Source organism: Nonomuraea sp. NPDC049504, assembly GCF_040676845.1.
In the GTDB taxonomy this organism is placed as follows: domain Bacteria; phylum Actinomycetota; class Actinomycetes; order Streptosporangiales; family Streptosporangiaceae; genus Nonomuraea; species Nonomuraea salmonea.
Map to the genome: position 1 here is coordinate 1 of NZ_JBFAPT010000022.1, position 12,393 is coordinate 12,393.

Genomic DNA, 12,393 nt, shown 5'->3' on the forward strand with positions numbered 1-12,393 from the left:
GTCGCGACGCCCAGCAGGGCGGCCGTGAGGCCGGCGGCGGTCGTGGCGGCGTGCAGGCGCAGCCGTCCGGGCGCGCCGCCGATCGCCGCCCGCCAGCCGGGCCCGTGCAGCCGCCGCATGAGCGCGTCGTCGGCGTTGCCCCGCTGGAAGCGCACGCTCGCCCAGAACCCGTCGTCACGGACGGGATGCGTGGTCACCCGGTCGCCCTTGACCAGCCGGTGCCCGGCCCGCGAGACCCGCAGCGCGAGATCGGCGTCCTCCCGGTAGGCGCGCGGGAAGCGCTCGTCGAAACCGCCCATGGCCTGCAGCACCTCGCGCCGGTACGCCATGTCGGCCGTCACCCACAGCGCGCCCGACAGCCCGGCGGTGTGCCGCTCGGCGTCGGTCGGCCTGCGCCGCACGGGCCGGGGCACCCGGATCCTGCCCTGGCTGCCCGCCACCTCGGGCGGCAGGTCCACCAGGTCCTTCCAGACCGCCTGCGCCCACCCGGAGGCGGGGATCACGTCGTCGTCCAGGAAGACCACCCACGGGGTGTCGGCGGCCCGCCAGCCCGCGTTGCGCGCCGCCGCGGGCCCGCGCCCGCCCGCGCGCACCACCCGTACGTGCGCGGGAACGTGCAGCGCCCCGGGATCGCCGCGACGATCGTCCACCACGACCACCGGCACGTCGGACCCCACGGCGGCGAGCGTCTCGCGCAGCGTGGCCCGCCCGACGGTGGGGATCACCACGGTGAACATCAGCCGAACACCTCCCCGCGCCGCACCAGATAGGGCCCGAGCGCCAGCACGTCCACGGGTGCGGACCCGAAGCACTCCAGCGCGTCACGCGGGTCGTCCACCATCGGCCGACCGGCGGTGTTGAGGCTCGTGTTGACCACCACGGGCAGCCCCGTCCGGGCCTCGAACTCGCTCAGCACCCGCGCCATCAGCGGCTGCCGCTCGGGCGAGACGGTCTGGATGCGGGCCGTCCCGTCCACGTGCACGACGGCGGGGATGCGCGCCGCCCAGTCCGGGTGCACGTCGTGCACGAACAGCATGTACGGCGACGGCACAGGCCCCCGCCCGAAGATCTCCCGCGCCCGCGACTCCAGCACCATCGGCGCGACGGGACGGAACTGCTCGCGCCCCTTGACGTCGTTGAGCCGCTCGGTGTTGCGCGGATCGCCCGGATGCGCCAGCAAGGACCGGTGCCCGAGGGCCCGCGGCCCGTACTCGGAGCGGCCCTGGAACCAGGCCACGATCCGGTCGGCGGCCAGTTCGGCAGCCACCGCCGCGCCCAGGTCGGCCGGCCGCGTGTACGGCACCCGCGCCACGTCCAGCCACGCCCCCAGCTCCTCGTCGGTGAAGCCGCGCCCCAGGGCCGGGCAGCTCATGGGCGCGGCCGGTTCGCCGTAGACCTGCGCCAGGTGCAGCGCCCCGCCCAGCGCGGTGCCCGAGTCGCCGGCCGCCGGCTGCACCCACACCTCGTCGAACGGCCCCTCGTCCAGCAGCCGGGTGTTGGCCACGCAGTTGAGCGCCACCCCGCCCGCCAGCGCCAGCCGCCGCTCCCCGGTCCGCTCGTGCAGCCAGCGCACCAGCTCCAGCAGCACCTCCTCCAGCCGGGCCTGCACGCTGGCGGCCAGGTCGGCGTGGTCGGAGGTCCAGGGAGTGCCCTTCTTCAGCGCTTTGGCGTAGACGTTCCAGTCGACCGGCTCGACGCGGAACCCGCCGTCGCCGGTCGTGTAGATCACCTCGCGCAGCGCCTCCAGGTGGCGGGGGCGGCCGTAGGAGGCCATCGCCATCACCTTGTACTCGTCGCTGGAGCGCAGGAAGCCGAGGTGCTGGGTGACGTCCTCGTACATCAGGCCGAGCGAGTGCGGCAGCTCCTGGGTGGCGAGGATCTCCAGCTCGCCGCCCCGGTAGCGGCCGGCGAGGTGGGAGACGTTCTCGCCGCGCCCGTCGCACACCAGCACCGCGCAGTCGCGCCACGGCGAGGCGAGGCCCGCCGAGGCCGCGTGCGCGACGTGGTGCGGCACGTAGCTGACCTGCCCGGGGTCCAGGCCGGGCAGGGCCGTGGCGAGGAAGGCGGGTGCCCGGACGGCGTACCGGGTGCGCAGGTCCTCCCAGTCGCCCTCCGGCCGCTGGACCACCAGCGAAGGGTCGTAGGAGTAGGCGACGGCGTCGATGTCCTCGGGCGAGAGGCCCGCCTCGCTCAGGCACCAGGCGGCGGCCAGCTCGGGCAGCTCCCAGGCGGAGAAGGCGAGCGGTCTCTTGCCGTGCTTGCGGCGGCTGAAGCGTTCCTCTTCGGCCGCGGCCACGATCCTCCCGTCGGCCACGAGCGCGGCGGCCGGGTCGTGGAAGATCGCGTTGATGCCGAGAAATCTCATGCTTCCTCCCCCTGAGGATGTCGAGAACCGCTACCGAGAGAAGCGGCCCTCAAACCTGACGCGACCGCGAACAGGCCCGGAAGAGGCCAAAACGGGCGTGGCCGCCTGGGATTGCTCACGCTGAGTAGTTGTTTGCCGAGGCGGGCCCCGGGTAGCTGCCGGGCACGCGACGGAGGTGAATGGTGTTCGAAAAGCGGCGTCCCGGGGCCGTGCTCTTCGACCGGGACGGAACCTTGATCAGGGACGTGCCCTACAACGGCGATCCCGGCCTGGTCGAACCCATGCCGGGCGCGGTGGAGGCGCTGGGCCGGCTGAGACGGGCCGACGTGCCGGTGGCCGTGGTCACCAACCAGTCGGGCGTCGCCAAGGGCCTGCTGTCGCCGGACGAGATGGACCAGGTGAACGCCAAGGTGGAGGAGCTGCTCGGCCCGTTCGACGCGTGGGCGATCTGCGTGCACGACGACGCCGACGGCTGCACCTGCCGCAAGCCCGCGCCCGGCCTGGTGATCAGGGCCGCCGCGGTGCTCGACGTCAGCCCGCGCGACTGCGTGGTCGTCGGCGACATCGGCCGCGACATGGACGCGGCCAGGGCCGCGGGGGCCAGGGGCATCCTCGTGCCCACCGAGCAGACCCTGGAGGAGGAGATCGAGCGGGCGCCCGAGGTCGCCGACGACCTGAGCGACGTCGTCGAGCGCGTGCTGAGCGGCGCGGAGGAGCCGGTGCCCGCCGTCTCGGCCCCCTGGGCCCGCGCCATGGGCTGGAGCCGCTGGTGAAGATCCTCCTCTGGCACGTTCACGGCTCGTGGACCAGCGCGTTCATCCGCGGGTCGCACGAGTACCTGCTCCCGCTCGTCCCCGGCCGTGGTCCCGATGGCCGGGGGCGGGCGGCCACGTACGACTGGCCGGACAGCGCCCGCGAGGTGCCCTGGGACCGGCTGCGCGACGAGCAGGTGGACGCCGTCGTCTACCAGCGCCCGTACGAGGTCGACCTGGCCCGCGAATGGCTCGGCCCGCGCGTCTCCCGCCTGCCCGCCGTCTACGTCGAGCACAACACCCCCGCGGGCGACGTGCCCCGCACCCGCCACCCGCTGGCGGACCAGAGCGACGTCACGCTCGTGCACGTCACCCACTTCAACGAGCTCTACTGGGACAACGGCCGCGCCCCCACCCGCGTCATCGAGCACGGCGTCCCCGACCCAGGACACCTCTACAGCGGCGAGCTGGCCAGGGCCGGCGTCGTCGTCAACGAGCCGGTGCGCCGCACCCGCGTCGCCGGCACCGACCTGCTGCCGCGCTTCGCCGAGCGGGTGCCGCTCGACGTGTTCGGCATGAAGGTGGACGGGCTGCCGTACGGCACGTACGAGGACCTGCCCCAGCACGTCATGCACGCCGAGCTGGCCAAGCGGCGCGTCTACCTGCACCCCTACCGCTGGACCTCGCTGGGCCTCGCCCTCATCGAGGCCATGACGCTCGGCATGCCGGTCGTCGCGCTGGCCGCCACCGAGGCGATCGAGGCGGTGCCGCCCGAGGCCGGCGTGCTGTCGACCAAGGTGCACGTGCTGGCCGACGCGCTGGCCGAGTTCGCGGGAGATCCGGAGCGGGCGAGCCAGGCGGGCAAGGCCGCCAGGGCCGCCGCTCTGGCCCGCTACGGGCTGGACCGCTTCCTGCGGGACTGGGACCGCCTGCTCAGCGAGGTATGACGCCCTGAGGCATGGGTAGGCGCGAGGAGCATGATGATGATGCTCGACTGGACACGCAGAGCAGCCTGCCTGGACCTCGACCCCGAGCTGTTCTTCCCGATCTCGATGGAGGGGCCGAGCCAGTCGCAGGCCGACCGGGCCAAGCGGGTGTGCGCCCGCTGCCCCGTACGCGAACCATGCCTGGCATACGCCCTGGACACCCGGCAGGCGTACGGCGTGTGGGGCGGCACCGACCCCGGGCAGCGGCGCGAGCTCAGCCTGGCAGAGCCGCGAGAAAACGTTCCCGCTCGTCCGCTTCGAGGTGGTCACTGAACAGCACGCCGTCGAGGTGGTCGGTCTCGTGCTGGAGCACCCGCGCCAGCGTGCCGAGCGCCCTGACGGTGACAGGCTTGCCGAACATGTCACGGCCACGCGCGGTGACCATGTAGGAACGTTCCAGTGGCCACCACGCGCCCGGCGCCGACAGGCACGCCTCATCGGCCGTCACCCGCCGCTGTGACAACTCCAGCCGCGGGTTGACCAGGTGGCCCGACTTGCCGTCGTAGTCGTAGACCACCACGCGTACCGGCTCGCCGAGCTGCGGGGCCGCCAGCCCGGCCCGCCCCGCGCCCGCCCGCAGCGTCGCCGTCAGCGACTTCACCAGCCGGCGCAGCTCCCGATCGAAATCCTTGACCGGCTCGGCGACCGTGCGCAGCACCGGATCGCCGAACATGCGAATAGGCAGGACCGTCACCCGCGACTCCCCGATAGGCGGCCTCGTCACGGAGAACGTTTCCCCCGCCCGCGCCCGGCCAATCGCGCCACCGCAGCCTTGTAGCACAGCGGTAACAGAGGAGACCCCCGGGCGAAACCACCCGAAAGCAGTATCGGAGGGTGATCTCACTTGCGTCACACGCACCTGTGATGCCTGGCCGGGTGCTCGGGGCCCGGCCAGGCGTCCCCGACTATCTGGAGGTGCACGCATGAGCGCGCTTCCCCTGGAGGGCGGCTCGTCACCGGAGACGGCGCCCGACGCGCTGGCGGGCTTCACCGTCGGCGTGACCGCGACGAGACGGCGCGAGGAGTTCGGCGCCCTGCTGGAGCGCCGCGGCGCCCGCGTGGTCAGCGCCCCCGCGATCCGCCTCGTCCCCCTCGCCGAGGACGCCGACCTGCTCGCCGCCACCCGGCAGAGCCTGCGGGCCCCGCTCGACGACGTGGTCGTCACCACCGGTGTCGGCTTCCGCGGCTGGATGGCCGCCGCCGAGGGCTGGGGCCTGTCCGCCGAGCTCGGCGAGCACCTCGCCAACGCCCGCCTGCTCACCCGCGGCCCCAAGGCCAGGGGAGCGGTGCGGGCCGCCGGGCTCAACGACCACTGGACCCCCTCGACCGAGTCCTGCCAGGAGGTCAAGGAGCACCTCCTCGCCCAGGACCTGCGCGGGCGGCGCATCGCCGTCCAGCAGCACGGCGAGCCGCTGCGCGACTTCGTCGCCGACCTGCGCGCCGCCGGGGCCGAGGTGATCGAGATCCCGGTCTACCGGTGGCTGCCGTACCGCGACATCTCGCCGCTGCGCCGACTCATCAGCCAGACCGTCTCCGGCTCGGTGGACGCGGTGGCCTTCACCAGCGCGCCCGCCGTGCACGCCATGCTGAACGCCGCCCGCGCCGACGGCCTGGAGGAGGCGCTGCTCGCCGCGTTCGGCGGCTCGGTCGTGGCGGCCTGCGTCGGCCCCGTCACCGCCGACCCGCTCGCCTCGCGCGGCGTGCCCACCCTGCAGCCCGACCGCTCCCGGCTCGGCGCGCTCGCCCGCGCCCTGGCCAGGCACCTGCCCGAGCACGGCGTCACCCGGCTCGTCGCGGGCGGCCACCGGCTGGAGATCCGCGGCCACGCCGTGGTCGTGGACGGCGAGCTGCGGCCGCTGCCGCCGGCGCCGATGGCGGTGCTCAAGCGCCTGGCCGACAAGCCGGGCCACGTGGTGTCGCGGGCCGACCTGCGTACGGTGCTGCCGGGCAGCGTCGCCCGCGACTCGGCCGAGCACGCCGTGGAGATGGCCATCACCCGGCTGCGCCGCGCGCTCGGGCCCGGCGGCATCGTCGAGACCGTGGTCAAGCGCGGCTACCGGCTCGCCTGCCTGTACGAGGCCGGCCTTTGACCCTCGCACCACCCACCCCCGAGCCCACCACCCGGCCCGCCCGGGGCCGGTGGCCGTCGATGACCCCCGCCCCGCTCACCGAGGAGTTCCGCATGCCGTGGCCCGTTCCCGCCGGAGCCGGCCGATGACCCCCACGCTCGTCCTGGCCGCCCACGGCACCCGCGACCCCGCGGGGGAGCGGACGCTGGCCGCGCTCGCGCGGACCGCCAGGGCCGCACGTCCAGGACACCGCGTGGAGCTCAGCTACCTGGAGCTCAGCTCGCCGCTGCTGGCGCAGGTGCTGCCCGCCGTGCGCGGGCCGGTGGTGGTCGTGCCGCTGCTGCTGGCCGGCGGCTACCACGTGCACGTCGACCTGCCCCGCGTCGTCGCCGAGCACCGGCCGGAGGCGGTGGTGGCCCGCTGGCTCGGCCCGCACCGGCTGCTCACCTCGGCGCTGGCGCGCAAACTGGCCCGCGCGGGCCTGCGCGCCACCGACGCGGTGCTGCTCGGCGCGGCCGGCTCGTCCGACCCGGCGGCGCTGGCCGACGTGCGCGCCGCCGCGCACCAGCTCGCCGTCCGGCTGGCCCGCCCGGTGACCGCCGCGTTCGCGTCAGCGGGCACGCCGTCGCTGGACGAGGCCATGGAACGGCTCGCCTCGACCCCGGCCGCGCGGGTGGCGATCGCCTCGTACGTGCTCGCGCCGGGCTTCTTCCACGACCGGCTGGCCGCGGTGGCCGCAGGCCGTCCCGCGGCCGTGGTCAGCGAGCCGCTGGGCGCCGACCTCGACGTGGCGGCGCTGATCTGGCACCGCTACGACGAGGCCGTACGCCGCTCCGCCGCCATGCCCCGCACCCTGCGCCGGGCATGACTAGAAAGAAGACGTGAAAGAAGATCAGACGGGGTCGAGGCGCAGCTCGCGGACGATCTCGCGAGCAGTGGCGTCCCTGGACGGCGCGGCGTCGGCGCCGACGAACATCTCGATGTAGGCCCGGTGGAAGCAGCCCGCGACCAGCAGCCGCGCGCTCGCCTCCGGGTCGGCGTCGGCCCTGATGCGGCCCAGCCGCTGCTCGGCCGCCAGGTACGCGGCCAGCGGCGTGGTCTCCGTACGCGGCCCGAGCTCGGTCTGCTTGATGGCCTGGCGGAAGCGTACGGTGACGTTGGGCGAGGTGAAGGCCGGCAGCGCGGCGCTCTGGACGTCGATGTAATAGTCGATGCCGGCCCGCGCCACAGGCAGAAGATTGTCGGAAACGGACCCTTTTCCTGCGCGATGGGCTAAATCATGCAAAATGCTCAACCAGAGGGGAAGCCGATCCTGGAGCAGCGCGAGGAAGTGGTCCACCGAGCCGCCGGCACGGTCCTCCCTGAGCGAGACGGCCATCTCGAGGATGCGCCGCCGGGTGTCCTGGCTCCTCTGGTGCGGGTCAACATGGGATGTCGCCATGGCATGCCTAACGTGCGCGGTCGGAGGATGTAGGCATCACGTGCGAAGCCGGAGTTTCCGGCCGGCTAACTCTGGAGTCCCGGCTTGTCGGGATCTGGTGGTCCCCGATTATTACCTGAGAACGAGAAAATTGGGCAGATTTACTACCTGAGAGTTAGCTGTCCGTGTCGCGATCTCTACGTCGCAGGTAGCGCTCGAACTCCGCCGCGATCGCGTCGCCGCTGGCCTCGGGCAGCTCGGCGGCGTCCTTGCGCTCCTCGAGCTCCTTGACGTATTCGGCGACCTCGCTGTCCTGCGAGGCCAGCTCGTCGACGCCACGCTCCCACGCCCTGGCCTCCTCGTCGAGGTCGCCCAGCGGCATCGGGATCTCCAGGACGTCCTCCAGCCGGCGCAGCAGCGCCAGCGTCGCCTTGGGGTTGGGCGGCTGCGCGACGTAGTGGGGCACCGAGGCCCACAGCGAGATCGCGTCGAGCCCCGCCTTGCCGAACGCGTGCTGCAGCACGCCCACGATGCCGGTCGGGCCCTCGTAGCGGCTCAGCTCCAGCCCCGTCGAGCGGGCCAGCCCTTCGGTGGTGGCGCCGCCGAGGATCGGCACGGGCCTGGTGTGCGGCGAGTCGTTGAGCAGCGCGCCGAGCATGACGGCCAGCTCGATGCCGAGCTCGCGGCAGACGTAGATGATGTCGTCGCAGAACGAGCGCCAGCGCATGTTGGGCTCGATGCCGCGCAGCAGCACCACGTCGCGCTCGACGCCCGGGGGCCGCGCGCGCAGCAGCCGCGTCGTCGGCCACACGATCGACTGGGCCAGCCCGTCGGTCATCTCCACCACGGGCCTGGTGACCTGGAAGTCGTAGTAGTCGTCGGGGTCGAGTGCCACCAGCGGCTCCGCCTTCCAGGCCGACTCGAGATGGGCGATCACGCCGCTGGAAGCCTCACCCGCGTCGTTCCACCCCTCGAACGCGGCGATGAGCACCGGGTCGACGAGCTCGGGGAGCCCTTCGAGCTCTATCACGTGTCGCCTCCACTTCCCTTCGTCCCGCTAAGCCTATGCGGTGAGGGGGCATCGCCGTCACCGATCTCCCCCCTAATGCCGCCCTGCCCCGTTCGCGACCCGCGAACGCGCCCCGCAAGACAACGATCACGAAACGCCGGGAATGAACCGCCGCACCCCGCCGACGCCGCCCCCACAGGGCCTCAGGCCGTCGCCTGAGGCGGTCGAGCGGCGTGCGAGCGGCGTGCGAGCGGTGTGCGAGCGGCGCTCGAAGCCCACCCGATAAGCTGAACCTCATGAGCATCTCCCCGTCCTTCCGAGAAGTGTTGTCCCAGCGCGTCATCGTGGCCGACGGGGCGATGGGCACGATGCTCCAGGCCCAGGACCCCACGCTCGACGACTTCCACGGGCACGAGGGCTGCAACGAGGTGCTCAACGTCACCCGCCCCGACATCGTGCGCGGCGTCCACGACGCCTACTTCGCGGTCGGCGTCGACTGCGTCGAGACCAACACCTTCGGCGCCAACCTCGCCGCGCTCGGCGAATACGACATCTCCGACCGCGTCTTCGAATACTCCGAGGCCGGCGCCCGCATCGCCCGCGAGGCCGCCGACCACTGGGCCACCCCCGACCAGCCGCGCTTCGTGCTCGGCTCCATGGGCCCCGGCACCAAGCTGCCGACGCTCGGCCACCTGCCCTACGCGAGCCTGCGCGACGCCTACCGCGACAACGCGGCCGGCCTGATCGCCGGCGGCGCCGACGCGCTCATCATCGAGACCTGCCAGGACCTGCTCCAGGTCAAGGCCGCCGTGGTCGGCGCCAAGCGGGCCATCGAGGCGGCCGGCCGCGACATCCCGATCATCGCCCAGGTCACCATCGAGACCAACGGCGCCATGCTGCTCGGCTCCGAGATCGGCGCCGCCCTCACCGCGATCGAGCCGCTCGGCGTCGACATCGTCGGGCTCAACTGCGCGACCGGCCCCGCCGAGATGAGCGAGCACCTGCGCTACCTCGCCCGCCACTCCAGGCTCAAGCTGTCCTGCATGCCCAACGCCGGCCTGCCGGTGCTGACCGCCGACGGCGCCTACTACCCGCTGAGCGCGCAGGAGCTGGCCGAGGCCCACCAGACCTTCACCCGCGACTACGGCCTGTCGCTGGTGGGCGGCTGCTGCGGCACCACGCCCGAGCACCTGCGCCAGGTGGTCGAGAAGGTGCGCGGCAAGCAGCCCGCCACCCGCCGGCCCCGCCCCGAGCCCGGCGCCTCCTCGCTCTACCAGACCGTCCCGTTCCGCCAGGACACCTCCTACCTCGCCATCGGCGAGCGCTGCAACACCAACGGCTCCAAGGCCTTCCGCGAGGCCATGCTGGCCGGCCGCTGGGACGACTGCGTCGAGACGGCCCGCGACCAGGCCCGCGACGGCGCCCACATGCTCGACCTGTGCGTCGACTACGTCGGCCGCGACGGCGTGACCGACATGAAGGAGCTGGCCTTCCGCTTCGCCACCGCCTCCACGCTGCCGATCATGCTCGACTCCACCGAGCCCGCGGTGCTGCAGGCCGGTCTCGAGATGCTGGGCGGGCGCGCCGCGGTCAACTCCGTCAACTACGAGGACGGCGACGGCCCCGACTCCCGCTTCCAGAAGATCATGCGGCTGGTCCGCGAGCACGGCGCCGCCGTGGTCGCCCTCACCATCGACGAGGAGGGCCAGGCCCGCACCGCCGACCACAAGGTGCGGGTGGCCACCCGCCTGGTCGAAGACCTCACCGGCAACTGGGGCATGCGGGTCGAGGACATCATCGTCGACTGCCTGACCTTCCCCATCGCCACCGGCCAGGAGGAGACCAGGCGCGACGGCCTGGAGACCATCGAGGCGATCCGCGAGCTCAAGCGCCGCTACCCGGGCGTGCAGACCACGCTGGGCCTGTCCAACATCAGCTTCGGCCTCAACCCGGCCGCCCGCATGGTGCTCAACTCGGTGTTCCTCAACGAGTGCGTCAACGCGGGGCTCGACTCCGCCATCGTCCACGCCTCCAAGATCCTGCCGATGGCGCGCATTCCCGACGAGCAGCGCCAGGTCGCCCTCGACATGGTCTACGACCGCCGCCGCGAGGGCTACGACCCGCTGCAGCGCTTCATGGACCTGTTCGAAGGGGTCGACGCCGCCGCCATGCGCGCCGGCAAGGCCGAGGAGCTGGCCGCGCTGCCGCTGTGGGAGCGGCTCAAGCGGCGCATCATCGACGGCGAGCGCAAGGGCCTCGAGGCCGACCTCGACACCGCGCTCGACCAGCGCCCCGCCCTGGAGATCATCAACGACGTGCTGCTCGACGGCATGAAGACGGTCGGCGAGCTGTTCGGCTCGGGGCAGATGCAGCTGCCGTTCGTGCTGCAGTCGGCCGAGGTGATGAAGGCCGCCGTCGCCTACCTCGAGCCCCACATGGACCGCGTCGAGGGCGAGACCAAGGGCCGCATCGTGCTGGCCACCGTCAAGGGCGACGTCCACGACATCGGCAAGAACCTCGTCGACATCATCCTGTCCAACAACGGCTACCAGGTCGTCAACCTCGGCATCAAGCAGCCGGTCTCGGCCATCCTCGAGACCGCCGACGAGCAGAAGGCCGACGTCATCGGCATGTCGGGCCTGCTGGTCAAGTCGACGGTCATCATGAAGGAGAACCTGGAGGAGATGAACTCCAGGGGCCTGTCGCAGCGCTACCCGGTGCTGCTCGGCGGGGCCGCGCTCACCCGCGCCTACGTCGAGCAGGACCTCGCCGAGCTGTTCGAGGGCGAGGTGCGCTACGCCCGTGACGCGTTCGAGGGGCTGCGGCTGATGGACGCGTTCATGGCGGTCAAGCGCGGCGAGGCGGGCGCGACGCTGCCGCCGCTGCGCGAGCGGCGCGTCAAGACCGGCGCCACGCTCGTCCGCACGCCCGTCGAGGAGCTGCCGGCCCGCTCCGACGTCGCCGCCGACAACCCGGTGCCGCGCGCGCCCTTCCACGGCGACCGCCTGGTCAAGGGCATCTCGCTGACCGACTACGCCGCCTTCCTCGACGAGCGCGCCCTGTTCCTCGGCCAGTGGGGGCTCAAGCCCACCAGGGGCGGCGAGGGCCCCGGCTACGAGGAGCTGGTCGAGATCGAGGGCCGGCCGCGGCTGCGCATGTGGCTCGACCGCATGCAGACCGAGGGCCTGCTGGAGGCGGCCGTCGTCTACGGCTACTTCCCGTGCGTCTCCGACGGCGACTCGCTGATCATCCTCGACGACGCCGGTAATGAGCGCACCCGCTTCACGTTCCCGCGCCAGCGCCGCGACCGCCACCTGTGCCTGTCCGACTTCTTCCGCCCGAAGGACAGCGGAGAGGTCGACGTCGTCGGCTTCCAGGTGGCCACCATGGGCGCCAAGATCTCCGAGGCCACGGCCGAGCTGTTCGCCAAAGACGCCTACCGCGACTACCTCGAGCTGCACGGCCTGTCGGTGCAGCTCACCGAGGCGCTGGCCGAATACTGGCACGCCCGGGTGCGCGCGGAGTGGGGCATCGGCGGCGACGAGTCGCTCGACGACATGCTCAAGGTCAACGTCCAGGGCTGCCGCTACTCCTTCGGCTACCCGGCCTGCCCCAACCTGGAGGACCAGAAGCAGCTGTTCGAGCTGCTCGACCCCGAGCGCATCGGGGTGACGCTGTCGGAGGAGTTCCAGCTCCACCCCGAGCAGGCCACCTCGGCGCTGGTCGCCCACCACCCCGAGGCGAAATACTTCAACGTCTGACCCGCCCGGTCCCGCCGCGCCCGGCATCGGG

The 12,393-nt window shown here is 72.7% G+C and carries 11 protein-coding genes; 6 read left to right on the plus strand and 5 right to left on the minus strand.

Features of this window, described 5'->3' with window-relative positions; translation table 11 throughout:
• Both AB0K28_RS34815 and AB0K28_RS34820 read right to left on the minus strand, forming a co-directional pair.
• Positions 1-737 (minus strand): glycosyltransferase (locus AB0K28_RS34815; protein WP_364378262.1); only part of this gene is annotated, 737 nt, incomplete at its 3' end.
• Complete coding sequence (locus AB0K28_RS34820) at positions 737-2,365, minus strand: carbamoyltransferase C-terminal domain-containing protein (protein ID WP_364378264.1); 1,629 nt, start codon at positions 2,363-2,365, stop codon at positions 737-739. The genes AB0K28_RS34820 and AB0K28_RS34815, both read right to left, overlap by 1 nt.
• Before the next feature lie 179 nt (positions 2,366-2,544).
• On the opposite strand from AB0K28_RS34820, the gene AB0K28_RS34825 reads away from it, so the two are divergent.
• The 3 genes from AB0K28_RS34825 to AB0K28_RS34835 are packed head-to-tail and all read left to right on the plus strand — an operon-like array spanning position 2,545 to position 4,376.
• Positions 2,545-3,138, plus strand: a complete 594-nt coding sequence (locus tag AB0K28_RS34825) for an HAD-IIIA family hydrolase (protein ID WP_364378266.1) — start codon at positions 2,545-2,547, stop codon at positions 3,136-3,138.
• Entirely contained in the window at positions 3,135-4,064 is a 930-nt protein-coding gene (locus tag AB0K28_RS34830) for a glycosyltransferase (RefSeq protein ID WP_364378268.1), read from the plus strand. The genes AB0K28_RS34825 and AB0K28_RS34830 overlap by 4 nt, the downstream gene beginning before the upstream one ends.
• Positions 4,065-4,094: 30 nt before the next feature.
• Positions 4,095-4,376, plus strand: coding sequence for a WhiB family transcriptional regulator (locus AB0K28_RS34835; protein WP_345385920.1), 282 nt, complete (start codon positions 4,095-4,097; stop codon positions 4,374-4,376).
• Here the strand turns inward: AB0K28_RS34835 and AB0K28_RS34840 are convergent.
• Complete coding sequence (locus tag AB0K28_RS34840) at positions 4,318-4,797, minus strand: peptide deformylase (RefSeq protein ID WP_364378271.1); 480 nt, start codon at positions 4,795-4,797, stop codon at positions 4,318-4,320. The two genes, AB0K28_RS34835 and AB0K28_RS34840, sit on opposite strands and share 59 nt — an antisense overlap.
• 229 nt (positions 4,798-5,026) lie before the next feature.
• On the opposite strand from AB0K28_RS34840, the gene AB0K28_RS34845 reads away from it, so the two are divergent.
• Complete coding sequence (locus AB0K28_RS34845; protein ID WP_364378273.1) at positions 5,027-6,193, plus strand: uroporphyrinogen-III synthase; 1,167 nt, start codon at positions 5,027-5,029, stop codon at positions 6,191-6,193.
• Positions 6,194-6,317: 124 nt separating this feature from the next.
• Positions 6,318-7,040 carry a CbiX/SirB N-terminal domain-containing protein gene (locus AB0K28_RS34850; protein ID WP_364378275.1) on the plus strand — a complete coding sequence of 241 codons (723 nt, stop codon included), beginning with the start codon at positions 6,318-6,320 and terminating at the stop codon, positions 7,038-7,040.
• A 24-nt stretch (positions 7,041-7,064) separates the two neighbouring features.
• Here the strand turns inward: AB0K28_RS34850 and AB0K28_RS34855 are convergent, their stop codons facing one another.
• Both AB0K28_RS34855 and AB0K28_RS34860 read right to left on the minus strand, forming a co-directional pair.
• Positions 7,065-7,400 carry a TetR/AcrR family transcriptional regulator C-terminal domain-containing protein gene (locus AB0K28_RS34855; protein WP_364378277.1) on the minus strand — a complete coding sequence of 112 codons (336 nt, stop codon included), beginning with the start codon at positions 7,398-7,400 and terminating at the stop codon, positions 7,065-7,067.
• A 367-nt stretch (positions 7,401-7,767) separates the two neighbouring features.
• The gene (locus tag AB0K28_RS34860) at positions 7,768-8,622 is read right to left on the minus strand and encodes a PAC2 family protein (RefSeq protein WP_364378280.1); all 855 of its coding nucleotides are present in this window, start codon (positions 8,620-8,622) and stop codon (positions 7,768-7,770) included.
• 275 nt (positions 8,623-8,897) lie between these two features.
• Between AB0K28_RS34860 and metH the strand changes: the two genes are divergently transcribed.
• The gene (gene metH, locus AB0K28_RS34865; RefSeq protein ID WP_364378282.1) at positions 8,898-12,362 is read left to right on the plus strand and encodes a methionine synthase; all 3,465 of its coding nucleotides are present in this window, start codon (positions 8,898-8,900) and stop codon (positions 12,360-12,362) included.
• Positions 12,363-12,393 lie beyond the last annotated feature (31 nt).

Coding starts and splice junctions, on each gene's coding strand:
- AB0K28_RS34820 (WP_364378264.1), bottom strand. CDS start 2,365: ATGAGATTTCTCGGCATCAACGCGATCTTCCACGACCCGGCCGCCGCG.
- AB0K28_RS34825 (WP_364378266.1), top strand. CDS start 2,545: ATGGTGTTCGAAAAGCGGCGTCCCGGGGCCGTGCTCTTCGACCGGGAC.
- AB0K28_RS34835 (WP_345385920.1), top strand. CDS start 4,095: ATGATGATGATGCTCGACTGGACACGCAGAGCAGCCTGCCTGGACCTC.
- AB0K28_RS34845 (WP_364378273.1), top strand. CDS start 5,027: ATGAGCGCGCTTCCCCTGGAGGGCGGCTCGTCACCGGAGACGGCGCCC.
- AB0K28_RS34850 (WP_364378275.1), top strand. CDS start 6,318: ATGACCCCCACGCTCGTCCTGGCCGCCCACGGCACCCGCGACCCCGCG.
- metH (WP_364378282.1), top strand. CDS start 8,898: ATGAGCATCTCCCCGTCCTTCCGAGAAGTGTTGTCCCAGCGCGTCATC.